At 68.9% G+C, this 23,353-nt stretch carries 23 protein-coding genes and 1 pseudogene; 10 read left to right on the forward strand and 14 right to left on the reverse strand.

What is annotated here, in order from left to right; genetic code table 11:
* Window positions 1–187: 187 nt before the first annotated feature.
* The 3 genes from EET13_RS04040 to EET13_RS04050 are packed head-to-tail and all read left to right on the forward strand — an operon-like array spanning window position 188 to window position 3,339.
* On the forward strand, window positions 188–1,990 hold the full coding sequence (locus EET13_RS04040) for a DUF7159 family protein (protein WP_122441081.1): 1,803 nt from the start codon (window positions 188–190) through the stop codon (window positions 1,988–1,990).
* Window positions 1,991–2,023: 33 nt separating this feature from the next.
* Window positions 2,024–2,680, forward strand: coding sequence for a glycosyltransferase family 2 protein (locus tag EET13_RS04045; protein WP_211186344.1), 657 nt, complete (start codon window positions 2,024–2,026; stop codon window positions 2,678–2,680).
* Window positions 2,677–3,339, forward strand: coding sequence for a TIGR04282 family arsenosugar biosynthesis glycosyltransferase (locus tag EET13_RS04050; RefSeq protein WP_122441082.1), 663 nt, complete (start codon window positions 2,677–2,679; stop codon window positions 3,337–3,339). Before EET13_RS04045 ends, EET13_RS04050 begins: the two co-directional genes overlap by 4 nt.
* Before the next feature lie 3 nt (window positions 3,340–3,342).
* On the opposite strand, the gene EET13_RS04055 is transcribed toward EET13_RS04050, so the two are convergent.
* From EET13_RS04055 to fadD8, 12 genes are all read right to left on the reverse strand, one after another.
* Entirely contained in the window at window positions 3,343–4,590 is a 1,248-nt protein-coding gene (locus EET13_RS04055) for an APC family permease (protein ID WP_122441083.1), read from the reverse strand.
* A gap of 8 nt (window positions 4,591–4,598) precedes the next feature.
* Window positions 4,599–5,951 carry a hypothetical protein gene (locus tag EET13_RS04060; RefSeq protein ID WP_122441084.1) on the reverse strand — a complete coding sequence of 451 codons (1,353 nt, stop codon included), beginning with the start codon at window positions 5,949–5,951 and terminating at the stop codon, window positions 4,599–4,601.
* Window positions 5,948–7,069: an o-succinylbenzoate--CoA ligase gene (gene menE / locus EET13_RS04065; protein ID WP_122441085.1), complete on the reverse strand. Its 1,122-nt coding sequence runs from the start codon at window positions 7,067–7,069 to the stop codon at window positions 5,948–5,950. Before menE ends, EET13_RS04060 begins: the two co-directional genes overlap by 4 nt.
* A 44-nt stretch (window positions 7,070–7,113) precedes the next feature.
* Complete coding sequence (locus tag EET13_RS04070; protein WP_122441086.1) at window positions 7,114–7,410, reverse strand: DUF3349 domain-containing protein; 297 nt, start codon at window positions 7,408–7,410, stop codon at window positions 7,114–7,116.
* Between the two features lie 52 nt (window positions 7,411–7,462).
* Window positions 7,463–7,747 carry a hypothetical protein gene (locus EET13_RS04075; protein ID WP_122441087.1) on the reverse strand — a complete coding sequence of 95 codons (285 nt, stop codon included), beginning with the start codon at window positions 7,745–7,747 and terminating at the stop codon, window positions 7,463–7,465.
* Window positions 7,744–9,015 (reverse strand): inorganic phosphate transporter, encoded by a 1,272-nt coding sequence (locus tag EET13_RS04080; protein ID WP_122441088.1) that lies wholly within the window; start codon window positions 9,013–9,015, stop codon window positions 7,744–7,746. The genes EET13_RS04075 and EET13_RS04080 overlap by 4 nt, the downstream gene beginning before the upstream one ends.
* Before the next feature lie 97 nt (window positions 9,016–9,112).
* The gene (locus EET13_RS04085; RefSeq protein ID WP_122441089.1) at window positions 9,113–9,520 is read right to left on the reverse strand and encodes a VOC family protein; all 408 of its coding nucleotides are present in this window, start codon (window positions 9,518–9,520) and stop codon (window positions 9,113–9,115) included.
* Between the two features lie 21 nt (window positions 9,521–9,541).
* Window positions 9,542–10,171, reverse strand: coding sequence for a maleylpyruvate isomerase family mycothiol-dependent enzyme (locus EET13_RS04090; RefSeq protein ID WP_122441090.1), 630 nt, complete (start codon window positions 10,169–10,171; stop codon window positions 9,542–9,544).
* 14 nt (window positions 10,172–10,185) lie between these two features.
* Window positions 10,186–11,073, reverse strand: a complete 888-nt coding sequence (locus EET13_RS04095) for an SDR family oxidoreductase (protein WP_122441091.1) — start codon at window positions 11,071–11,073, stop codon at window positions 10,186–10,188.
* Between the two features lie 68 nt (window positions 11,074–11,141).
* Window positions 11,142–12,044, reverse strand: coding sequence for a 1,4-dihydroxy-2-naphthoyl-CoA synthase (locus EET13_RS04100; protein ID WP_122441092.1), 903 nt, complete (start codon window positions 12,042–12,044; stop codon window positions 11,142–11,144).
* 18 nt (window positions 12,045–12,062) lie between these two features.
* Window positions 12,063–12,515, reverse strand: a complete 453-nt coding sequence (locus EET13_RS04105) for a nitroreductase family deazaflavin-dependent oxidoreductase (protein WP_122441112.1) — start codon at window positions 12,513–12,515, stop codon at window positions 12,063–12,065.
* Window positions 12,516–12,614: 99 nt separating this feature from the next.
* The gene (gene fadD8, locus EET13_RS04110) at window positions 12,615–14,216 is read right to left on the reverse strand and encodes a fatty-acid--CoA ligase FadD8 (RefSeq protein WP_122441093.1); all 1,602 of its coding nucleotides are present in this window, start codon (window positions 14,214–14,216) and stop codon (window positions 12,615–12,617) included.
* Between the two features lie 77 nt (window positions 14,217–14,293).
* Between fadD8 and EET13_RS04115 the strand changes: the two genes are divergently transcribed.
* The 5 genes and pseudogenes from EET13_RS04115 to EET13_RS04135 all read left to right on the forward strand — a co-directional run bounded on the left by EET13_RS04115 (window position 14,294) and on the right by EET13_RS04135 (window position 19,828).
* A complete protein-coding gene (locus EET13_RS04115) occupies window positions 14,294–15,898 on the forward strand; it encodes an amidohydrolase (protein ID WP_122441094.1) in 1,605 nt (534 codons plus the stop codon).
* Window positions 15,899–15,948: 50 nt separating this feature from the next.
* Window positions 15,949–16,865, forward strand: a pseudogene (locus EET13_RS04120) (o-succinylbenzoate synthase).
* Window positions 16,862–17,650, forward strand: coding sequence for an alpha/beta fold hydrolase (locus EET13_RS04125; protein ID WP_122441096.1), 789 nt, complete (start codon window positions 16,862–16,864; stop codon window positions 17,648–17,650). The pseudogene EET13_RS04120 and the gene EET13_RS04125 overlap by 4 nt, the downstream one beginning before the upstream one ends.
* A gap of 34 nt (window positions 17,651–17,684) precedes the next feature.
* On the forward strand, window positions 17,685–19,319 hold the full coding sequence (menD, locus tag EET13_RS04130; protein WP_122441097.1) for a 2-succinyl-5-enolpyruvyl-6-hydroxy-3-cyclohexene-1-carboxylic-acid synthase: 1,635 nt from the start codon (window positions 17,685–17,687) through the stop codon (window positions 19,317–19,319).
* Window positions 19,316–19,828 carry a DUF3592 domain-containing protein gene (locus EET13_RS04135; protein ID WP_122441098.1) on the forward strand — a complete coding sequence of 171 codons (513 nt, stop codon included), beginning with the start codon at window positions 19,316–19,318 and terminating at the stop codon, window positions 19,826–19,828. Before menD ends, EET13_RS04135 begins: the two co-directional genes overlap by 4 nt.
* Here the strand turns inward: EET13_RS04135 and grcC1 are convergent.
* Entirely contained in the window at window positions 19,825–20,832 is a 1,008-nt protein-coding gene (gene grcC1, locus EET13_RS04140; RefSeq protein WP_122441099.1) for a nonaprenyl/(2E,6E)-farnesyl/geranylgeranyl diphosphat synthase, read from the reverse strand. The two genes, EET13_RS04135 and grcC1, sit on opposite strands and share 4 nt — an antisense overlap.
* 21 nt (window positions 20,833–20,853) lie before the next feature.
* On the opposite strand from grcC1, the gene menJ reads away from it, so the two are divergent.
* A complete protein-coding gene (menJ, locus tag EET13_RS04145; RefSeq protein ID WP_425294220.1) occupies window positions 20,854–22,074 on the forward strand; it encodes a menaquinone reductase in 1,221 nt (406 codons plus the stop codon).
* A gap of 46 nt (window positions 22,075–22,120) precedes the next feature.
* Window positions 22,121–22,468 (forward strand): DUF732 domain-containing protein, encoded by a 348-nt coding sequence (locus tag EET13_RS04150; RefSeq protein WP_122441100.1) that lies wholly within the window; start codon window positions 22,121–22,123, stop codon window positions 22,466–22,468.
* Here EET13_RS04150 and EET13_RS04155 read toward each other — a convergent pair.
* Window positions 22,465–23,163, reverse strand: coding sequence for a demethylmenaquinone methyltransferase (locus tag EET13_RS04155; protein ID WP_122441114.1), 699 nt, complete (start codon window positions 23,161–23,163; stop codon window positions 22,465–22,467). The two genes, EET13_RS04150 and EET13_RS04155, sit on opposite strands and share 4 nt — an antisense overlap.
* Window positions 23,164–23,353: the final 190 nt, after the last annotated feature.

Genomic DNA, 23,353 nt, shown 5'->3' on the forward strand with positions numbered 1-23,353 from the left:
TGGATTGCGAACATATCCTCCATTCGGACGACTCGGCAGGTAGCGGGGTTCCGGGTGTGACCCAGCCCTTCGGAAATCCGGTTACGCTGCGTTTGTCGCCTGAAAAGATGAATACTGCCGACCGTATCGCAGTCTAATGATGCCGGACATTGCTGGCCGTGGGGCCGCCAGCCGAAGGAGACCGTAAATGGACGTCGTGTTGGGGGTCGCGGTCGCGGGTCCGGTCGCGCGGCTGGCGCTTGTCGGGGCGGGCTCCGGGGGTACCGCCGTGATCGATCAATCCTCAGTCGACGTGGCCCAAGAGCCGATTTCGGTGTTGACCGAGACCGTGGCCGGCACCGACCGGTTGCTGGCCGACGAGGGCCACCGGTTGATCGCTACCCGGCTGTGCTGGGCTGATCATGGCAAAGCCGACGAACTACGGCAGGCCCTGGTCGATTCCGGCGTTCACGACGTCGATGTGCTGTCGGAGTCGGAGGCTGCCACCGCGTTGTTGGGCGCGCAGGCCTCGGACTCGGCCGTGTTGCTGGTCGGCGATCAGACGGCCAGCTTGTCGGTCGCCGGTGCGGGCGACACGCCGCCGACCGTGTTAGCTGCCGCGCCGGTGGAGGGTGACGCCACGGTGGCATTCGACACGCTGATGGCGCGACTCGGCGAGCAGTCCGGCGCCCCGGGTGAAGTTTTGCTGGTCGGCACTTCTGCCGAGCAGACCGCGGTGCTGGCCGACCAGTTGCAGGCCGCCGCGACGATGCGGGTCCAAGTTCCCGACGATCCGACGTTCGCCCTGGCCCGCGGCGCGGCTTTGGTTGCCGGGGCGGCCGTCGGGGCGTTCAGTTCGACGATGGCTCAGCCGGCCGTGGCCCCAGACGGAGACGTAGACGCGACGACTTACCTGCCGCCGGCCGCGGCGATGGGCGAGGCGGAGGACGCCCAGCTGGCGTACTCAGAGGCCGGCGACTATGACGACTATGCGGACGACTTTGGCGAGTACGACGACTATGCGGGCGACTCCGACGACTATGCAGACGACGATGCGGCCGCCGCGGGCCGTCAGCGGCTCAATGCCCGGTCGTTGGTGATCAGCAATGCCGTTGTCGCATTCATGGTCATCGGATTCGCCTCGCTGGCGGTAGCGGTGGCGGTCGCCATCCGGCCGACCGCGGCTTCGGAGCCGGTCCAGGGCTACCAGAATGCCCAGCCGGGTAAGTTCATGCCGTTGTTGCCCACGGAGCAGCAGGCGCCGGTCCCGCCGCCACCTGTCGACAACCCCACCGCAGGTTTCCAAGGAGGCACTGTCCCCGCAGTCCAGGGTGTCGTTCCTCGGCAGCAAACGCCGCCTGTCACCGGCGGGGAGCCGGTTGCCCCGGCTCCGGCGCTTCCCGGCGTCGTGCCCGCACCCATCCCGATCCCGGTTCCAATCATCATTCCGCCGTGGCCGGGTTGGTCGCCGGGAGTGACGACTCCGCCGACCACTCCGGTGACAACGCCGCCGACCACACCACCGACGACCCCGGTAACGACGCCGCCGACGACACCGGTGACGACACCGCCGACGACACCGGTGACGACGCCGCCGACGACGCAGGTCACCACGCCGCCGACGACCATGGCCCCGGTGACCACGACGGTCGTTCCGACTACCGTTCCTCCTACCACGGTCGCTCCGACCACCGTTGCTCCCCAGCCGACCCAGCAGCCGACTCAGGAGCCCACGCAAGCGCCGACTCAACAGGTGCCGACCCAACAGGTACCGACCCAACAGGTACCGACCCAACAGCAAACTGTGGCTCCGCCGGCGCCGCAGACGGTGGCCCCGGCTCCGCAGCCGCCAATCGGTGGCGGGGGCAGCGGCAGCGGCGGCAGTAGCGGCGGGGGCAGCGGCGGTAGTAGCGGCGGTAGTAGCGGCGGGGGCAGCGGCAGCGGCGGTAGTAGCGGCGGTAGTAGCGGCGGCAGTGGCAGCAGCAGCGGTGGCCACTCCGGCGGCCACTGATCCGGGTCGCGGCTTCGCCTAAGGTCGATGGGCATGCCCGGCGATGTGGTGACGGTGGTGCTGCCCTGTCTTGATGAGGAAGAGTCGCTGCCGGCGGTGCTGGGCGCAATTCCCGCCGGCTATCGGGCGTTGGTGGTGGACAACAACTGCACCGACAACACCGTGGCGGTGGCGCGCCGACACGGTGCCCAGGTGGTTTCCGAGCCACGTCCGGGCTATGGCGCCGCGGTGCACGCGGGTGTGGCGGCCGCGACAACTCCCGTGGTGGCCGTCATCGACGCTGACGGTTCGATGGATCCTGGTGACCTGCCCAGGCTGGTAGCCGAACTGGAGCGGGGCGCTGATCTGGTGACGGGCCGACGGCGTCCGGTGCCCGGATTGCGCTGGCCCTGGGTGGCGCGGGTGGGCACGGTGGTGATGAGCTGGCGACTGCGGACCCGCCACGGGTTGCCGGTGCACGACATTGCGCCCATGCGGGTGGCTCGGCGGGAGGCGCTGCTGGCTCTGGGGGTCGCTGATCGACGGTCGGGGTATCCGCTGGAGCTCTTGGTTCGCGCCGCGGCAGCCGGCTGGCGGGTGGTCGAACTCGACGTCAGCTACGGTCCGCGCGCGGGTGGCAAGTCGAAGGTCAGTGGTTCCCTGCGCGGCAGCGTGATCGCGATTCTGGATTTCTGGAAGGTGATCTCGTGAACGTGCTACCGGTCACGGTGCTGGTGGTCGCGAAGGCGCCGGTGCCCGGCCTGGCCAAAACCCGGCTGGCCGCGACGGTTGGTGACCGGGCGGCGGCCGACATCGCCGCCGCAGCGCTGCTGGACACGCTCGATGCGGTCGCTGCGGCGCCGGTGGCCGCGCGGGTGGTAGCGCTCACCGGGGATCTGGACAACGCCGCCGACGCCGCCGAGATCCGGCAGCGACTGCGATCGTTTACCGTGGTCGAGCAACGTGGCGACGGCTTCGCCGACCGCCTCGCCAATGCACACGCCGACGCCGCAGACGGGTATCCCGTGCTGCAAATCGGCATGGACACTCCCCAGGTCAGCGCCGGGCTGCTGACCGAGTGCGCACAACGGCTGCTCGAGGCGCCAGCGGTGCTGGGATTGGCGCTCGATGGTGGCTGGTGGGTGCTTGGGGTGCACACCCCGGCCGCGGCCGAGTGTCTGCGCGACGTCCCGATGTCACAGACAGATACTGGTGAGCGAACGCTAAAGGCTTTGCGCGACGACGGCATTGACGTCGTTACCGTGTCGAGCCTGGCCGACGTCGACGTAGTCGGCGACGTCGCAGCGATACGCGACGGCTGCGGACCGGCAAGTCGCTTCGCGCGGGTCACCCGCGCGGCCGGGCTGTGACCACTACAGCGCCCTTCGCCGCAGCACGATCAGGCGACCGACGATCCCTACGGCGAACACGCCCAGCCCGGCGACCACCGACTGCCACGGCAGCGTGACGACCAGCACCAGGCAACCGACAAGTCCGGCGACGCTGCGCACCCGCATCCGGCTGCGGCCGGGCAAGGTATAGGCGGCGGCGTTGGCAATCGCGTAGTAGATCAGCACCCCGAACGACGAGAAACCGATCATCCCCCGCAGATCGACGGTCAGCACCAGGATGCACACCATCACCGCCAGCGCGATCTCGGCGTGATGCGGTACCTGATAGCGCGGATGGACCGCGGCCAGCCAGCCGGGCAAGTCCCGATGACGGGCCATCGCCAGCGCGGTGCGCCCCACCCCGGCGATCAGTGCCAGCAGCGCACCGAGTGAGGCCAGCGCACCGCCAACCGCCACGACCGGCACCAAGCGTGCGGCGTTGGCGGCGCGCAGCGCCTCGGCCAGCGGAGCCGCGGCACCGGCTAGCCGCTGCGGGCCGGCGGCCAACAGCACCGCCACCCCGACCACCAGATAGGTCGCCACGGTGATCGTCAGCGCGACGGTTATCGCCTTCGGGATGGTGCGGGCCGGGTCACGAACCTCTTCGCCCATCGTGGCGATGCGCGCATAACCGGCGAACGCAAAGAACAGCAGTCCCGCCGACTGCAGCACCCCGTAGGGCGTCACGACAGACCAGGACTGGACCAGATGGGCGGATCCGGGTCTGGCCGCGGCAATGCCGATCACCACGACGGCGAGCGCAATGAAGGTGCACGCCACCAAAATTCGGGCCAGCATCGCGGTCTTGGTGATGCCGCGATAGTTCAGTGCGGCCAACGCGGCCACGGCGGCGACCGCTACGGCGCGCTGCGCCCACCCCGATTCGGCGACGGTGTAGGAGGCGACGGTCAACGCCATCGCCGCACACGAGGCGCTCTTGCCGATCACGAAGCCCCAACCCGCGACGAAGCCCCACCACGGCCCTAGGCGTTCCCGCCCGTAGACGTAGGTGCCGCCGGAAACCGGATACCGCGCGGCCAGCCGGGCCGAGGCGATCGCGTTGCAGTAGGCGACCGCCGCGGCCAGCGCCAGCCCGATCAACAGCCCGACGCCCGCGGCCCGGGCGGCCGGGCCGAACGCCGCGAACACTCCGGCGCCGATCATCGATCCCAGCCCGATCACCACCGCATCGGTGGTCCCGAGCCGACGCGCCAGTGCCGACTCTTCCATGTGTCCGCCTACCAGTTGGTGAAGATGATGCTGTTCAGCAGCAGGGCGCCGGCGGCGTTGACCGCCAGCCACAGCCGGACCGATCGCTCCGGCAGCAGGGCCGGCGCGGCGGTCAGCCAGATGGTGAACGGCAGCCAGATCCGTTCCGTCTCGGCCTTGCTCAGCATGCTCAGGTCGGCGCAGACGACAGCGGCCAGCACGCCCAGTAGCAGCAGATAGAACCCGGCGCGCCGGCGGATCGCGTCACGGTCGAACACCCGGCTGATCCCCGCGACGCTGCCCAGCCCGATCGCGCAGACCACGCATGCCAGGTTGGCCCAGCTCCAGTACTGAAACGGCCGGTCGTGGGCGATACCCTGCCAATAGCGTTGCTGCACAAGCGTATAGCCCTCGAACCAGGAAAACCCCGCAACCGCGAAGGCCACCGCCACCGCCGCCGCGGCCAAGACGGCCGGCCCCAGCACCCGCAGGGCCGCTCGCCAGTCCTTGGAAGACACCAGCACCGCCAATGCGGGCAGCCCCATCAGCAGCAGGCCGTAGCTCAGGAATACGCCCCAGCCCAGCAGTAGGCCCGCCCCGGCGGCCGTCAGCCCGGGAAAGCGCGTTCGCGCGTGCACGCCAACCGCCAGCAGCGCGATACCCCACGCCACGACGCCAGCGAAATATCCGTCGGCCGACACCGCAACCCAGATCGCCGTCGGCGCCACCGCGACAAAAGGGGCGGCGCGCCGCGCGGTGTGCTCGCCGGCCAATGCGCGGACCGCGATCACCACCGCCGCGGCGGCACTGGAACCGACCAGCAGGCACAGCAGCCCGGCCCACGCGCCACCGTGCAGGCCGAGCCGGTCCAGCCACACAAACGACAGCAGCGCAGCCGGGGGATGCCCGGAAACGTGGGTGGTCCAGGAGTTCGGCTGGAAGTCGACAATCCGGCTGGCGAAGGTGCGCACCGTGGCCGGGATGTCGGTGACGCGGGGAACTTCGGAAAGGTACTCGTCTTTGGTGGTCAAGCGCCCGGCAAAGCCGAGCTGCCAGCCGTCGATCATCGCCAGCGAAAACGCCCAGCCGCAGGCGGTGACCCAGCTGCCCAGGACCAGCACCCGCCACGAAAGACGTTGCGTCACAACCGGACCCCACACCACGACGGCCAGCGCAATCACGATCGCGGCCCACGTCCCCCAGCTGGCGTGAACATCCCAGTAACCGAAGATCGGCGCGGCGCCGGCGCGGGAGGCAAAACGCTCCAGGCCGATGTCGCGGCGGGGTTTGACCCCTAGGTTCATCCGCGGCAACACGAAGGCCGCTGCCACCAGGACGGCCCCGACCGCGACGGCTGATGTTTCCCGGCGGGCGATCCTCACGAGCGCCCAGCTTCTTGGGCGCCGGCGCAGGCGAACCGGCGCACCAACTGCGTCCGGTCGATTTTGCCGATGCCGCGGCGCGGTAGTTCGTCGACGATATGCAGTTCGCGGGGCGCGGCCGTGGGATCCAGGGCGTGAGCGACATGGGTGCGCACCGCCTCCAGCGTCGGCGCGGCACAGCCGACGCGGACCACGATCGCGGCCGCCACCCGCTGTCCCAGTCGGTCGTCGGCCAGGCCGAACACCGCGCAGTCCGCCACCGCGGGATGGCTGCCCAATGCCGCCTCGACCGGTCCGGGCAGCACGGTCAAACCGCCCGTGCTGATCGCGTCGTCCACCCGCCCCAGTACCCGCAGCACGCCCGAATCATCGACGGCGCCAAGGTCATCGGTGTGGAACCAGCCCGGTTCGGCAAACGGGTCGGGATCCACGCGGTTGCGATAGCCCTTGGCCAGGGTTGGGCCGCCCAGGGCGATCCGGCCGTCGGCCAAGATCCGTAGCAGGACCCCGTCGAGCGGGACACCGTCGTACACGCAGCCGCCCGCGGTCTCGCTCATGCCGTAGCTGCGAACCACCCTGATGCCGGCCGCCGCTGCGGCGTCCAGGACGGGCCGCGGCGCCGGTCCGCCACCGATCAGCACGGCATCGAGTTCGGCCAGCGCTGCTGTCGCAGCCGGATCGGTAAGCACCTTGGCCAGCTGCGCGGCGACCAGCGACGTGTATCGGCGGCCGGGCGCCAATTGCCTTACCGCGCCGGCCAATCGGGTGAGGTCGAAGCCCGCGGAGACTTCCAGCTCGACCGGCGGAAAACCGGCCAGCACGCTGCGCACCAGCACCTGCAGGCCGGCGATGTGATACGGCGGCACGGCCAGCAGCCAGCTGCCCGGTCCGCCGAGGCGGTGGTGGGTCGCCGACCCGCTGGCGGTCAACGCGGCGGCCGTCAGCAACGCGCCCTTGGGCGCACCGGTGGTTCCCGATGTCGTCACCACCAGGGCCACGTCGTCGTCGATCTCGTCGCCCACTCGCAAAGCGGCCCAAGTAGACTCAGTGCCTTCCCGTGTCACCACCAGCGCCGGGTCACGGCCCTCGAGAAGCCGCTGCAAGGCGGGCACCAACAACGAGACAGCGCAGCCCGGCGGGACGCTCAGCCCCCGCAGGACGGCTATGCCCGGTCCTCGCGGGTGTCGTCGAGCGGCCAGCCGTTGGCGGCCAGCCGGGCGCGGACCCGCTCGACATCATCCGGTGACGGCAGGTCATCGGTGAATTGGGTGATCACCACCCCGATGTCGATCTGGTCGAACTCGCCGCGCCGCATGAGCTCGCTGGCGACGGCCTGCACTTCGTCGTTGGTCAGTCGTCGGGCCAGCAGGGCGAGGACGGCGAAGGAGTCGGTCGGTGGAATTCCCTCGGGATAGCCCGCCCGCAGCCACGACACGATCGAGGTGAGAAATCGGTTCACGCTGATACAGCTTCCGGTTGGCCCGTCAAATGATGTCAGGACTTATCCGACGCTACGCGCGTTTGGCTCCGAGGATGCACCAGCCGAGGTGATGCGCGATGAAGTCGCGGGCGATGTAAAGCACACCGATGACGACCACCGCCAGCACCAGGGCGAAGATCGCCCAGCCGAGCACGACCAGCACCGGGCGCCGCGCCGTGGCGTGGTCCGCGATGAGGCCCGCCCCGGCGGCCTGCAGCCGCACCCCGAGCGCGAACAGCGCCGGCAGCCCGGCGCCCAGCACCAAGCTGAATACCAGGATCTTCGCCGTGGCCTCGTAGTTGAACCAGTGATTCATGAAGCGTTACCCGCCTTGAGTGCGTCGTCGGCGCCGAACTCCGCGAGGGGACCATTGGTTTGCGCTCCCGGTGGAGGTGCCAGGGGAGGTGCCGGCGGAGAAGGCGGCTGTGCGGCAGGCCTCCCGGCCCCGTCGAGCCCGGCCGTCAGGCTGCCTTCCCAGTCGGCGTTGACGTTGGTGTGGTCCACTCGTGCTTTCCGGGACTGCCGCCAGATGGCGACGGCGACCAGGCACAACAGGCCGAAACCGACCAATGCGCCCGGGTATCCGCCGATGACGTGCACCAGCTCGTAGGTGACCGCTCCGACCAGGCCGGCCAACGGAAGCGTGATCAGCCATGCGGCCACCATCCGGCCGGCGACCCCCCAGCGGACTTCGGCGCCGGGCTTGCCCACGCCGCTGCCCAGCACCGATCCGGTAGCCACCTGGGTGGTCGACAACGCGTAGCCAAAATGCGCCGACAGCAGAATCACCGCGGCCGACGCCGACTCGGCGGCCATGCCCTGTGGCGGCTTGATCTCGACCAGTCCCTTGCCCAGGGTTCGGATAATGCGCCAGCCACCCAGGTAGGTGCCCCCGGCCATCGCCACCGCACAGGACACGATGACCCACAGCGGCGGCATCGTCGCGGATTTGCTGACCGCGCCGTAGGACATCAGCGCCAGAAAGATCACGCCCATCGTCTTCTGGGCGTCGTTGGTGCCATGCGCCAACGAGACCAGCGACGCCGAGCCGATCTGACCTTGCCGAAACCCGTTTTCGGTCCGCTTGCCCGGCAGGCCGCGGATGACCCGGTACACCAGCCAGGTGCCGGCCGCCGCGACGAGCGTGGCCAGCAGCGCCGCCACCACGGCCGGTACGATCACCTTGGACACCACACCGCTCCAGATGACGCCACGACCGCCCACCGCGGCGATCGTGGCGCCCACGATGCCGCCGATCAAGGCGTGCGAAGAACTCGACGGGATGCCGAGCAGCCAGGTCAGCAGGTTCCACACGATTCCGCCGACCAGCCCGGCGAACACCAACTCCAGCGTCACCAGGTTGGCGTCGATCAGCCCTTTGGCGATCGTGGCCGCGACGGCGGTGGACAAGAATGCGCCCACCAGGTTCAGCACCGCCGAAAGAATGACTGCAGTTTTGGGCGCCAATGCGCCGCTGGCGATGGAGGTGGCCATCGCATTGCCAGTGTCGTGGAAGCCGTTGGTGAAATCGAACGCCAACGCTGTGATCACGACAATCACCAACAGGAAGAAGTCTAGGGTCACGGCTCATGATTCTGGTATCCGGGCTAATCCGTTGTCGAATAAGGAGGTACCCGAAACGCGGGTGCGCGATGATTCGTTGCCAGATATTACTTAGCCGTTAACCTGTAGTTCCGCTGCGTTCACCTCGGGTGTCTTTGCGCAGCGGGTGCCCCGGAGGAATCTCTACGAAGATCAACGTGATGCCGTCCGGGTCGATCACGTGCATCTCGTAGAGTCCCCACGGTTCGCGCTGCGGCTCGCGGGCGATCGACACCCCTCGGCCCGCCAGCTCGCCGCGCGTCGCGTCCAAGTCGCGCACCTGCAGCCACAGCGCCCCAGGAAAGGGTCCGCGGGAGTGGTCAGACTCGCCGAAGCCGGCCAGCTCGAGTAGCGACTGGCCGGCGAAAAATACGGTGCCAGAAGGGTATTCACGGGCGATCGCCAGCCCTACCTGATCCCGGTAGAAGCTCAGCGACCGCTGATAGTCGGCCGGCCGCAGCAGCATCCGACTGGCCAAGATTTCCATGATGTCGTGTCTATCACGTCGTCAGTCGGGGGTGCACCGGCTTCGTAGGGTCGGCACGCCGGGACCCGTGAGGTCCGCACACGCGGCACCCCGGCCTGTCATCGCCAGCAGCAGCGACAGCAGTGGGCCGTTGACCTCCGCGCCCTGCCCGTGCCGCCAGTCCTGATCGGTGGCCTGTAATGCCAGCCCCGATATGCGGCTCTTGGAGCCGATGAGCATGTTGGAGCCCTTGTAGAAGTCGATCACCTGCCGCACCGCATCGGGCGGGTACGAGTGCGAGATGCCCAGCGGGCGGCGGACGTCCTCGCCGTGGACAATGACCTCCCCGAGCCAGGACGTCTTCGGCCCGGGCGGGGCGGAGGTGGACTGCTGCAGACTGCGGAATTGGTTGAGGGTGGCGGCCGCGTCGGGGCCGCGGCGCTTGACGATCTGGCCGTCGGCGAATTTGCCGAAGTCAAACCCGGCCCGGGCCAGTGCGACGAAGAAGGTGGCCGGGTTGAGGGCGGCGGTCGCCGACAGGTGCGCGACGACGTCGCGCACGGTCCATCCGGCACACAGCGACGGCGTGTCCCACTGCTTCGGCGTCAGGGTGGCGAGGTGGTCGGCGAGCGCGCCGCGCTCGGCCGCGATGGTGGTCCAGATATCGCCCATGGCACACTCCCGGGTTAGTCGCCGTCGAGTTGATTGTTGCGTTGCTGCATAAGGGCATTGACCCAGCGTGGCCCGATGGTGTTGAGCGCCTTGGCCGCCAGCGCGATCCGCGGCGCGATCCGCACCGGCCGGGTCCGCGCGGCGGTCACCATCCACTCGGCCGCTTCCCGCGCAGTCAGGGCGGGCACGCCGTCATAGGCCTTCGTCGGTGCGATCATCGGAGTCGACACCAAAGGGTAGTAGAGCGTCGTGGAATGCACCCCGTATCGCCCCCATTCGGTCTCGATGGTTCGGCTCACCGCCGACAGTGCCGCCTTGGAGGCGTTGTACACCGAGAACAGTGGCGTCGCCTCCGACAACACGCCCCACGTCGCGACGTTGATGATGTGGCCGTCGCCGCGCTCGCGCATCCCCGGCGCTAGACCCCGGATCAGCCGCAGCGGGGCGTAGTAGTTCAGCGCGATCGTCCGCTCGACGTCGTGCCAGCGCTGCAGCGATTCGTCCAGCGGGCGCCGGATGGACCGCCCGGCGTTGTTAATCAGGATGTCGACACCGCCCATGCGCCGTTGCACCTCGGCCACCAGGGCGTCGACGGCCTCCAGGTCGGATAGGTTGCAAGGCATCGACATCGCGGCTCCGCCGGACGTGGTGATGCGGTCCGCCACGGCGTCCAGCAAATCCTTGCGGCGGGCGACGACGGCCACGGTGGCGCCGCGGCGGGCGAACAGCTCGGCCGCGGCCTCGCCGATGCCTGAGGAGGCGCCCGTGATCAGAATCCGCTTGCCGTCGAGGTTGACCGGTTTGATCGCGGGCCGGTTGACCAGCACTTGCGGTGACGCCGGCGGCCGCATGGTGGCCAGCGAGATCTGTTCGGCCAACCGGCGCAGCGGGCTCTTGCTCACCGTGGGGAGTCTAGGCGGGCGCGCCGCCTGGCCGACCTCGACGTCAGCCTGCCCCCCACGCTGCACCCTTAGAAGTAGCGCGGGAAGGGGCTCCAATCCGGGGGGCGCTTCTGCAAAAACGCGTCACGGCCCTCGACGGCCTCGTCGGTCATGTAGGCCAGCCGGGTGGCCTCGCCGGCGAACAGTTGCTGGCCCACCAGCCCGTCGTCGAGCAGATTGAACGCGAACTTCAGCATCCGTTGCGCCTGAGGCGATTTGGCGTTGATCTCGGACGCCCACTGGATGCCCACCGTCTCCAGCTCGGCGTGGTTGACGACTTCGTTGACCGCACCCATGTGGTGCATCTGCTCGGCGGTGTAGGGCCGGCCCAAGAAGAAGATCTCGCGGGCGAACTTCTGGCCCACCTGGCGCGCCAGATATGCGCTGCCGTAACCGCCGTCGAAGCTGCCGACGTCGGCGTCGGTCTGCTTGAAGCGGGCATGTTCACGGCTGGCCAGGGTGAGGTCGCACACCACGTGCAGGCTGTGCCCGCCGCCGGCGGCCCAGCCATTGACCAGGCAGATGACCACCTTGGGCATGAACCGGATCAGCCGCTGCACCTCGAGGATGTGCAACCGGCCGGCGCGCGCGATGTCAACGGTGTCCGCGGTTTCGCCGGAGGCGTATTGATAGCCGCTGCGCCCGCGAATGCGTTGGTCGCCGCCGGAGCAGAACGCCCAGCCGCCGTCTTTCGGGGACGGTCCGTTGCCGGTCAACAGCACCACGCCGACGTCGGGGGACATCCGCGCGTGGTCGAGCACCCGGTACAGCTCGTCGACGGTGTGCGGCCGAAAGGCGTTGCGCACCTCGGGCCGGTTGAACGCCACCCGCACCGTGGCATCGCTGACATGGCGGTGGTAGGTGATGTCGGTCAGGTCGTCGAATCCGCCGGCCGGCCCCCATACGTGAGGGTCAAAGGGGTTGTCGCTCAAGTCTTGTGGACTCCGTTCTCACGCGGGCTCGAACCGGAAGACGACGAAGCGCCCGGCCATTGCCTCGAGTTCGTCGGGGCTGCCCTGGCTGATCAGGCCGCATTGCTTCATCACCCGCACGCCGGTGGGCACGTGGGCCGGGAAGGCGCGCAGGATCGGACGGGCCTGGTCGGGCGGCAGCTCCACCAGCCGCAGACGCTCGGAGCTGCGGCCGCGGGTCAGAGTGACTTGGCCTGCGGCACGGACGTTTTCGACCCAGTCGGCGCCCGGGAAGCCGGCCACGACATAACTGGTCCCGTCGACCGTCATCGGCGTGACGGGGGTAGATCGCGGGATGCCGGACTTGCGGCCGGGCACCGTCAACACCGCCGGGCCTTCCTTGCCGTAAGCCAGGCCCAGGCGTGACACGGCCATCATGACCTTGTTGATCGCCCTCAGCCACCACGGCGGGCGGACCCGGTCACCAGTCATGGCTGCCACAGTAGTCACCACGCCCGAGCGTGACGCCACAGTCACGCCCGACCGCGAACGCGCCTGCAGCGTCACGCTCGGCGCCGCACCAGCCCAGCATCAGCCGACGGCGCGGCCCGCACCCTCCCAGAATCGCGCCCGCACCGCCTTCTTGTCCGGCTTGCCCAGCCCGGTCAACGGCAGCGAGCCGACAACCACCACCCGCTTCGGCGACTGCACCGAGCCCTTGCGTTCCTTGACCGCGGTCTGGATTTCGACGGTCATCGCCTCGATGGCCGCCTCGTCGCGGGGGGCGTCGGCCCGCAGTACCACCACCGCCGTGACGGCCTCGCCCCACTTCTCGTCGGGCGTACCGACCACACACACCTGGGCAACGCAAGCATGCTCGGCGATCACATCTTCGACCTCGCGGGGGAACACGTTGAACCCGCCGGTGACGATCATGTCCTTGACCCGGTCCACGATGTAGTAGAAGCCGTCGGAATCTTCGCGGGCCATATCGCCGGTGTGCAGCCAGCCGTCTTTGAACGTCTCGGCCGTGGCTTCGGGAAGGTTCCAGTAGCCACCGGCCAGCAGCGGTCCGCTGACGCAGATTTCGCCCGGCTCACCCTGCGGCACCGGCTTGCCGTTCTCGCCCAGCAGCGCCACCCGCGCGAACAGGGTCGGCCGTCCGCAGGAGGTCAGCCGCTTCTCGTCGTGATCGCCCTTGGCCAGGTAGGTGATCACCATCGGCGCCTCGGATTGGCCGTAATACTGGGCGAAGATCGGCCCGAACCGCGCGATCGCCTCCGCCAGCCGCACCGGGTTGATCGCCGAGGCGCCGTAATAGACCGTCTGCAGCGACGACAGGTCGCGGGTGCGCGAATCCGGGTGGTCTAGCAGTGCATACAGCATCGAAGGCACCAACATGGTGGCCGTAATGCGTTGCTCCTCAATGACTTTCAATACCTCGGCCGGATCAAACTTGGCCAGCACCACCATTTCGCCGCCCTTAATCACCGTCGGGGTGAAAAACGCTGCACCGGCGTGCGATAACGGCGTGCACATCAGAAACCGCGGGTTTTCCGGCCATTCCCATTCGGCGAGCTGAATCGATGTCATGGTGACAATCGACTGCGCGGTCCCCATCACGCCCTTGGGCTTTCCCGTGGTGCCCCCGGTGTAGGTCAGCCCGATGACCTGATCCGGCGGCAGGTCGGCGGGCACCAGCGGCTTCGGCTGGTACTTGGCTGCCTCCGCGGACAAGTCGACAGCCACCTCTTTCAAGGCGTCCGGCACCGGCCCGATGGTCAGAATCTGCTTCAGCGACGCTACCTTCTCCAGCAGCCCCAGCGCGCGCTCGACGAACATCGGGTTGGGGTCGATGATCAGCGAGCTGATCCCGGCGTCGGAGAGCACGTAGGCGTGGTCGTCCAGCGATCCCAGCGGGTGCAGCGCGGTGCGCCGGTAGCCGCGGGTCTGGCCGGCGCCGATGATCATCAGCACTTCGGGTCGGTTGAGTGACAGCAGGCCGACGGCTACGCCGGTACCGGCGCCCAGCGCCTCGAACGCCTGGATGTACTGGCTGATCCGGTCGGCCAGCTGGCCGCCGGTCAGGGTGGTGTCGCCCAGGAACAACACCGGCTTGTTCGTGTGGCGCTTGAGCGCGCCGGCCAGCAGATGGCCGTTGTGGACCGGGTTGCGCAACGAATCGTCACTCATGTGGCAAGACTAGAACGTGTTGCAATTCGGGCTTACCGCACCCTCGCCGGCCTCACCTATTACTAGGATCGCCGCTCATGGCCCCCGCAGATCTCGTCATCACCGGAACCGTGCTCACCGTCGATGAGGCGCGGCCTACCGCCGAAGCGCTCGCCGTCGCCAACGGCCGGATCGTCGCCGTCGGCAACCGGTCCGAGATCAACGAGCTGATCGGTCCCGACACTCGCACCATCGATCTGGGTTCGGGCTGTGTCATGCCGGGTTTCGTCGAGGCACATGGTCATCCGCTGATGGAGGCACTCGCTCTGTCGGATCGGTTCGTCGACATCCGCCCGGTCACCATCGGCAGGGCGGACGGCGTCGTCGACGCGATCCGCGCCGAGGTCGCCCGGCGCGGCGCCGGCGGCGCCTACTTCAATGGCTGGGACCCGCTGCTGCAGTCGGGACTCCCGGAGCCGACGCTGGCCTGGCTCGACGCCACCGCCCCCGACGGGCCGCTGGTGATCATCCACAACTCCGGCCACAAGGCCTTCTTCAATTCGCATGCCGCCCGCGTCAACGGGCTGACGCGCGACACTCCCGATCCCAAGGGCTCGAGCTACGGCCACGACGCCGACGGTGAGCTCGACGGCACCGCCGTGGAGATCGGGGCAGTGTTTTCCCTGCTCGGCGACGCGATCAAGCCCAGCGACTACCCGGGAATGCTGCGCGCCGAATGCGCCCGGCTCAACCGCGCCGGGCTGACCATGTGCTCGGAAATGGCCTTCGATCCCGAGTTCGGGCCGCTGGTCGAGCAGCTGCGCAACGACCTGACGGTGCGGTTGCGTACCTACGAGATGTCCAATGCGCGGATGTCCACCGACGCCACGCCCGGCCAGGGCGACGACATCTTGCGTCAGGTGGGAATCAAGATCTGGGTGGACGGCTCGCCCTATGTTGGCAACATCGACCTGTCTTTTCCCTACCTGGACACCGCCGCCACCCGCACCATCGGTGTGCCACCCGGTTCGTGCGGCTGCGCCAACTACACCCGCGAACAGCTCACCGAAATCGTGCACGCCTATTTCCCCAAGGGCTGGCAGATGGCCTGCCACGTGCAGGGCGACGCCGGCGTGGACACCATCCTCGACGTCTACGAAGGCGTCCTGCGCGCGCACCCGCGCGAGGATCACCGGCTGCGGCTTGAGCACGTCGGCGCCATCCGGCCCGACCAGCTGCGGCGGGCGGCGGCACTTGGCGTCACGTGCAGCATCTTCGTCGATCAGATCCACTACTGGGGTGACGTGGTGGTCGACGGCCTGTTCGGGCCGGAACGCGGATCCCGCTGGATGCCGGCCGGGTCCGCGGTGGCCACCGGCATGCGGATCTCGCTGCACAACGACCCGCCGGTCACCCCGGAAGAACCGCTGCGCAACATCAGCGTGGCCGCGACCCGGGTGGCGCCAAGCGGCCGGGTGGTGGGCCCCGAGGAGTGTTTGACGGTCGAGCAGGCGATCCGTGCGCAGACCATCGATCCCGCCTGGCAGATGTTCGCCGACGACGTCGTCGGCTCCCTGGAGGTGGGCAAATACGCCGACCTAGTGGTGCTGTCGGCCGATCCGCGGACGGTGCCGCCCGAGGAGATAGCCGATCTCGAGGTGCGGGCCACGTTTCTGGCGGGCCGGCAGGTCTATCGGCAGTGACGCCCGCGCTGGCGGACGTGCTGGACCGCGTTCACGTCGTGGCGCTGCCCATGCGGGTGCGCTTTCGCGGCCTCACCACCCGCGAAGTAGCGTTGATCGACGGCCCGGCCGGCTGGGGCGAATTCGGCGCTTTTGTCGAGTACCAGCCCCCGGAAGCCGTCGCCTGGTTGGCCGCGGCCCTAGAGGCGGGCTATCGCGAGCCGCCGCCGGTGCGGCGCGACCGCGTCCCCATCAACGCCACTGTGCCGGCCGTCGCCGCCGCCGAGGTGCCCCCGGTGCTGGCCCGGTTCCCCGGCGCCGGCACCGCCAAGGTGAAGGTCGCCGAGCCCGGGCAGACCCTGGCCGACGACGTCGAGCGGGTCAACGCGGTGCGGCAGCTGGTCCCGACGGTGCGAGTGGACGCCAACGGCGGCTGGAGCGTCGCCCAGGCCGTCGAGGCGGCTGCCGCACTGACCGCCGACGGGCCGCTGGAATACCTCGAACAGCCCTGCGCCACCGTCGCCGAGCTTGCTGAGCTGCGCCGGCGGGTCGAGGTGCCCATCGCCGCCGATGAATCCATCCGCAAGGCCGACGACCCGCTGGCCGTCGTCCGCTCCGGTGCAGCCGATATCGCGGTGCTCAAAGTTGCTCCGCTGGGCGGGGTTTCGGCATTACTGGACATCGCCGGGCAGATCGACATCCCGGTGGTGATCTCCAGCGCGCTGGATTCGGCCGTGGGCATAGGCACCGGGCTCATCGCCGCCGGGGCGCTACCGCAACTTCAGCACGCGTGCGGGCTGGGCACCGGGGGGCTGTTCGTCGAGGATGTCGCCGAGACCGTCAGACCCGTCGACGGCACCCTGGCCGTCGGGCCGGTCGCGCCCGACCCGGCACGCCTGCATGCCCTGGCAGCGCCATCGCAGCGGCGGCAGTGGTGGATCGATCGGATCAAGGCCTGCTACCCGCTGCTGTACCGTCGTTCGGGTGATCAACCTGGCTTACGACGACAAAGGGACCGGTGAGCCGGTCCTTTTTATCGCCGGTCGTGGCGGCGCCGGACGCACCTGGCATCCCCATCAAGTCCCGGCATTTCTGGCCGCCGGCTATCGGTGCATCACCTTCGACAACCGGGGCATCGGCGCCACCGAAAACGCCGAGGGTTTCACCACGCAGACCATGGTCAACGACACCGCGGCGCTCATCGAATCGCTGGGCATCGCCCCGGTGCGCATTGTCGGGGTGTCCATGGGCGCTTACATCGCTCAGGAGCTGATGGTGGTGCGGCCCGAGCTGGTCAGCTCCGCGGTGTTGATGGCCACCCGTGGCCGCCTGGACCGCGCACGCGAATTCTTTCGCAGCTCCGAGGCCGAACTGTATGACTCGGGCACCCGGTTGCCGCCCGCCTACGATGCGAGAGCTCGCCTGCTGGAAAGCTTTTCGCGCAAGACGCTCAACGACGACACGGCCGTGGCGGATTGGATCGCGATGTTCTCCATGTGGCCGGTCAAGCCAACCCCGGGGCTTCGCTGCCAACTCGACTGCTCGCCGCAGACCAACCGGCTGCCCGCCTACCGCAACATCGCCGCGCCGGTACTGGTGATCGGCTTCGCCGACGACATCGTCACGCCGCCGCATCTGGGACGAGAGGTTGCCGACGCCCTGCCCAACGGCCGGTACCTGCAGATCCCCGACGCGGGACACCTCGGCTTCTTCGAGCGGCCGGAGCCCGTCAACGCCGCGGTGCTGAAGTTCTTCGCCAGCGTCAAGGCCTGAACGCCTTGACCGCCGGTTGTGACACCCTGTACTGGTGAACCCCTCGACGACCCAGGCCCGCGTGGTCGTCGACGAGCTGATTCGCGGCGGTGTTCGCGACGTGGTTCTTTGTCCGGGGTCGCGAAATGCGCCGCTGGCATTCGCGCTGCAGGACGCCGACCGGTCCGGCCGGGTCCGGTTGCATGTGCGCATCGACGAACGCACCGCGGGCTATCTAGCGATCGGACTGGCGACCGGGGCAGGCGCGCCGGTCTGTGTGGCGATGACGTCGGGCACGGCCGTCGCGAACCTCGGCCCGGCCGTGGTGGAGGCCAACTACGCCCGGGTGCCGCTGATCGTGCTGTCGGCCAACCGACCCTATGAGTTGCTGGGTACCGGGGCCAATCAGACCATGGAGCAGTTGGGCTACTTCGGCACCCAGGTCCGTGCCACCATCAGCCTGGGTCTGGCCGAGGATGCGCCGGAGCGCCTACCGGCCCTCAACGCGACGTGGCGATCAGCGACCTGCCGAGTATTGGTGGCCGCCAAAGGTTCTCGTACCGCCAACGCCGGACCGGTGCATTTCGACATCCCGTTGCGCGAACCGCTGGTTCCCGACCCGGAGCCCCACGGCGCCGTGCCGCCGGGGCGACCGGAGGGCAAACCGTGGACCTACACACCGCCGGTCACCTTCGATCAGCCGCTGGACATCGATGTGTCGGCAGACACCGTCGTCATCGCCGGACATGGCGCCGGGGTGCACCCCAATCTGGCCGAGTTGCCCACCGTCGCCGAGCCGACGGCGCCCTACGCGCCCAACCCCCTGCATCCACTCACACTGCCGCTGCTGCGTCCCCAGCAGGTGATCATGCTGGGCCGCCCGACGCTGCATCGCCCGGTCTCGGCCTTGCTGGCCAATCCCGAAGTGCCGGTCTACGCGTTGACCACCGGGCCGCGCTGGCCGGACGTCTCGGGCAACTCGCAGGCCACCGGCACCCGGGCGGTCGTCACCGGCACACCCAACCCGAAGTGGCTGCGCCGCTGTGCGGACCTGAACCGCCACGCGCTCGCCGCGGTGCGCGAACAGTTGGCGGCACATCCGCTGACCACCGGCCTGCACGTCGCCGCTGCTGTGGCCGAGGCGTTGCGACCGGGTGACCAGCTGGTTCTCGGCGCGTCCAACCCGGTGCGCGACGCGGCCCTGGTCGGGCTGAACACCCGGGGCATCCGGGTCCGGTCCAACCGCGGCGTCGCCGGTATCGACGGCACCGTCTCCACGGCCATCGGCGCGGCCCTAGCTCACGAGACCGCACACAAAGGTCGCACCATCGCTCTCATCGGAGACCTGACCTTCGTCCACGACAGCTCCGGGCTGCTGATCGGCCCCACCGAACCGGCACCGCAGCGCCTGACGATCGTGGTGTCCAACGACAACGGCGGCGGCATCTTCGAACTGCTGGAGCAGGGTGACCCGCGGTTCTCCGACGTGTCGTCGCGCATCTTCGGCACCCCACACGACGTCGACGTGGGCGCGCTGTGTCGCGCCTACCACGTGGAAAGCCGCCAGATCGAAGCCGAACAGCTTGGGGCCGCGCTGGACGACCCCAACCCGGGCCTGCGGGTCCTCGAGGTCAAGGCCGACCGATCGTCCCTGCGGCAATTGCACGCCGCCATCAAGGCGGCCCTGTGATTTCGCCAAAGATCTTGCTGCGCATCCTGATCCACGGCACCAGCGAAGACCTGCCGGACACCTGGCCGCGACGGGTGGTGCGGTGGGTCCGCATCACCGTCCTGATCATCACCGCCTTGGTCACCCTGCAGTCGGTGCTGCTGGTGGCCGGTGCCTGGCGCAACGACCTGGCCATCGAACGCAACATGGGCGTCGCACAGGCCGAGGTGCTCAGTGCCGGCCCGCGCCGGTCCACCATCGAGTTCGTCACACCCGAGCGGATCACCTATCGCCCCGAGCTCGGCGTGCTGTATCCGTCCGAGCTGGCCACCGGCATGCGGATCTACGTCGAATACAACAAGAAGGATCCCAATCTGGTGCGGGTGCAGCACCGCAACGCCGGGCTGGCGATCATCCCCGCCGGATCCATCGCGGTGGTGGCCTGGCTGACCGCCGCGGTCGCGCTGATTGGTCTGGCCCTACTCGACCGGCGGCTGGACAAGCACCTGAACAGCGCGCCCTGCGGCTAGCCGTGCCGGCTGACGGTGTAGTCGACCAGTGCCGCCAGTGCCTGCCGGCCGGGAACATCGGGCAGCAGGTCCAGCTCGTGACGCGCCTGCGCGGCGTATTTCGCCAGCACGTCTTTGGCCTTGGCCATCCCCGGCGACGCGCGCAACAGCGCCAGCGCCTCGACCACCTCGTCGTCGTCGTGGATGGGTCCGGCCAGCAGCGCACGCAGCCGCGCGCCGTCGGGTCCGGTGTCGCGCAGTGCGTAGAGCATCGGCAGCGTCCGCACCCCTTCACGCAAATCGGTGCCGGGCAACTTTCCCGACTCGTCGGATTCGCTGTCGATGTCGATGATGTCGTCGGCGATCTGAAAAGCCGTGCCGACGATGCCGCCCAGACGGCTCAGCCGCTCGATCTGATCGCCGTCGGCGCCGGAGAACATCGCACCGAACCGGCCCGCGGCCCCGATCAGGCTGCCGGTCTTCTCGTGGACCACCGTCAGGTACTGCTCGATCAGGTCGACGCCTTCCGGGGCACCGCGAGTCTCGCGCATCTGCCCGGTCACCAGGGCAGCGAACGTGTCGGCGACGATGCGCACTGCGGCCGGACCCAACCGGGACACCAGCCGCGACGCCGTCGCCAGCAGGTAGTCGCCAGCAAGGATCGCGACGTTGTTGCCCCAGCGCGCATTGGCGCTGGGGGCGCCACGACGGACCTCGGCCTCGTCCATCACGTCGTCGTGGTAGAGCGTCGCCAGGTGGATCAGCTCGACGACCGCGCCGGCGATGATCACTTCCTCGGCCTGCGGGTCCGGGCCGACCTGGGCGGACAACACAGTGAACAGCGGCCGGAACCGCTTACCGCCGGCCTTGAACAGGTGCAGCAGCGAGTCGATCATCACCACGTCGGCGCTGCGCAACTCGGTGTCCATGAGCTGCTCGATCCGCGCGACACCGTCGCGCACAGCACTGGCGAATCCGGCGTCGCCGAAGTCGACGCCTGCCACCACCGTCGCCGGAGTTCTCATTCGACCAACATACTGGTGAGCATGAAGACCGGAGCCGACCTGGTAGTCGTGGGCGCCGGGCCGGCCGGCTCGGCGGCGGCCGCCTGGGCTGCCCGTGCCGGCCGAGACGTTCTGGTCATCGATTCGGCCGATTTCCCGCGCGACAAGGCCTGCGGTGACGGCCTGACCCCGCGAGCGATCGCCGAGCTGGAACGGCTGGGGCTCACCGAGTGGCTGGCCGGCCGCATCCGCCACCACGGCCTACGGATGAGCGGATTCGGCGGCGAGGTGGAAATCGCGTGGCCCGGACCGTCCTTTCCGGCGCACAGCAGCGCGGTAGCCCGCACGGAACTCGACGACCGCATCCGCAAAGTCGCCGAGGACTGCGGGGCGCGCATGCTACTTGGCACGAAAGTCGTTGCAGCGCATCATGACTCGTCGCGACGAGTGGTGTCGGTCAGGTTGGCCGACGGGACCGAGGCGGCCTGTGGGCAGTTGATCGTCGCCGACGGCGCGCGGTCGCCGCTGGGCCGCAAGCTGGGGCGCCGATGGCATCAGGAGACGGTCTACGGCATCGCCGCCCGCGGCTATTTGACCACCGAGCGCGCCGACGATCCATGGCTCACCTCGCATCTGGAACTGCGCTCCCCCGACGGCGCCGTGTTGCCCGGCTACGGCTGGATTTTCCCGCTGGGCAACGGCGAGGTGAACATCGGTGTGGGAGCGCTGTCGACCACCAAGCGGCCGGCCGAGCTGGCGCTGCGGCCGCTGATGTCGTACTACACCGACCTGCACCGCGACGAGTGGGGCTTTCCCGGCGAGCCGCGGGCGGTGGCGTCGGCGCTGCTGCCGATGGGCGGCGCGGTTTCGGGAGTGGCCGGGCCGAATTGGATGCTGATCGGCGACGCCGCGGCGTGCGTCAACCCGCTCAACGGCGAGGGCATCGACTACGGGCTCGAGACCGGGCGGCTGGCCGCCGAAGTGCTGGACGAGGCCGATTTGTCCCGGCTATGGCCGTCGCTGCTGCACGACCAATATGCCCGGGGGTTCTCGGTGGCACGCCGGCTGGCGTTGTTGCTGACGTTCCAGCGGTTCCTGCCCACGACCGGTCCCGTCGCGATGCGCTCCACAACCCTGATGACGATCGCCGTGCGAGTGATGGCCAACCTGGTCACCGACGACGACGCCGACTGGGTGGCGCGGTTGTGGCGCGGTGCTGGCCGGGCGTCCCGGCTGATCGATCGCCGGCCGCCATTCAGTTGATCCGGCTGCCCTCCCGCACGGTGTGACGCGGTGTATAGTCCGGCTAATGAAGGGAACGGGGCTGGCTCTTATCGCCTCCACGGCCGCGTTGACGGCAGCCGCCATCGCAGTGGCCGCACCCGCGCAGGCCGACGACTACGACTACGCGTTCAAGCAAACCGTCAACGGTTTCGGCGTTTACGGCCCACAAGACCAATTGGCCTGGCTGGCCAAGATCAGCTGCGAACGGCTGGAACGCGGCGTCGACCACACCGCCTACAACTCCGCGACCTTCCTGCAGCGCAATCTCCCGCGCGGGACCACCCAGGGGCAGGCGTTGCAATTCCTCGGTGCCGCGATCGACCACTACTGCCCCGAACAGGTCGGGGTTCTGCAACGGGCCGGCACCAGCTAATCGGGCTCGCCCGGCTTGCGCCCGGCATGCAGCGCCACGATTCCGCCGGTCAGGTTGCGCCAACGCACCCCTGACCACCCGGCCCGCGCAATGTGGTCGGCCAGGCTGGCCTGGTCCGGCCACACCCTGATCGACTCCGCCAGGTACACGTAGGCGTCGGGGTTGCTGGACACCGCCCGGGCCACCCGCGGCAATGCCCGCATCAGATACTCCTTGTAGACAGTGGCGAACAATGCGCTTGTGGGCGTGGAGAATTCGCACACCACCAGCCGGCCCCCGGGCCGCGTCACCCGGGCCATCTCGCGCAGCGCGGCCGGAAAGTCGGCCACATTGCGCAGCCCGAAACTGATGGTGACCGCGTCGAACACCCCGTCGGCGAACGGCAGCCGGGTGGCGTCACCGGCGACCTTGGGCACACTGCGCCCGCCCCCCGCGGCCAGCATCCCGACCGAGAAGTCGGCCGCCACACACCATGCGCCGGACTTCGCCAGCTCGACGGTGGACACCGCCGTGCCGGCGGCCAGGTCCAACACCGTGTCCCCGGGACCGATCTGCAACGCCGTTCTGGTGGCGCGCCGCCAGTACCGGTCCTGGCCCAGCGACAGCACGGTGTTGGTCAAGTCGTAACGACGGGCCACACCGTCGAACATCGACGCGACATCCCGAGGATTCTTGTCCAGGGCGGCGCGACTCACCAGCCAGACGCTACCCGCCTCAGGCGGACTACGAACCGCCGGCGCCATTGGTTAGCCCCCCCCCGTCAGCGCGGGCCCGTCAAGCGCGTTTTACCCGGGCTGGCCGTCGTCGCCGGTCGCCCCGGCCTGACCGGCCTGACCGGTAACGCCGGTCGACAACCCCGCTCCGCCAGAACCCCCACCCCCCGGG

Source organism: Mycobacterium attenuatum, assembly GCF_900566085.1.
Classification (GTDB): Bacteria; Actinomycetota; Actinomycetes; order Mycobacteriales; family Mycobacteriaceae; genus Mycobacterium; species Mycobacterium attenuatum.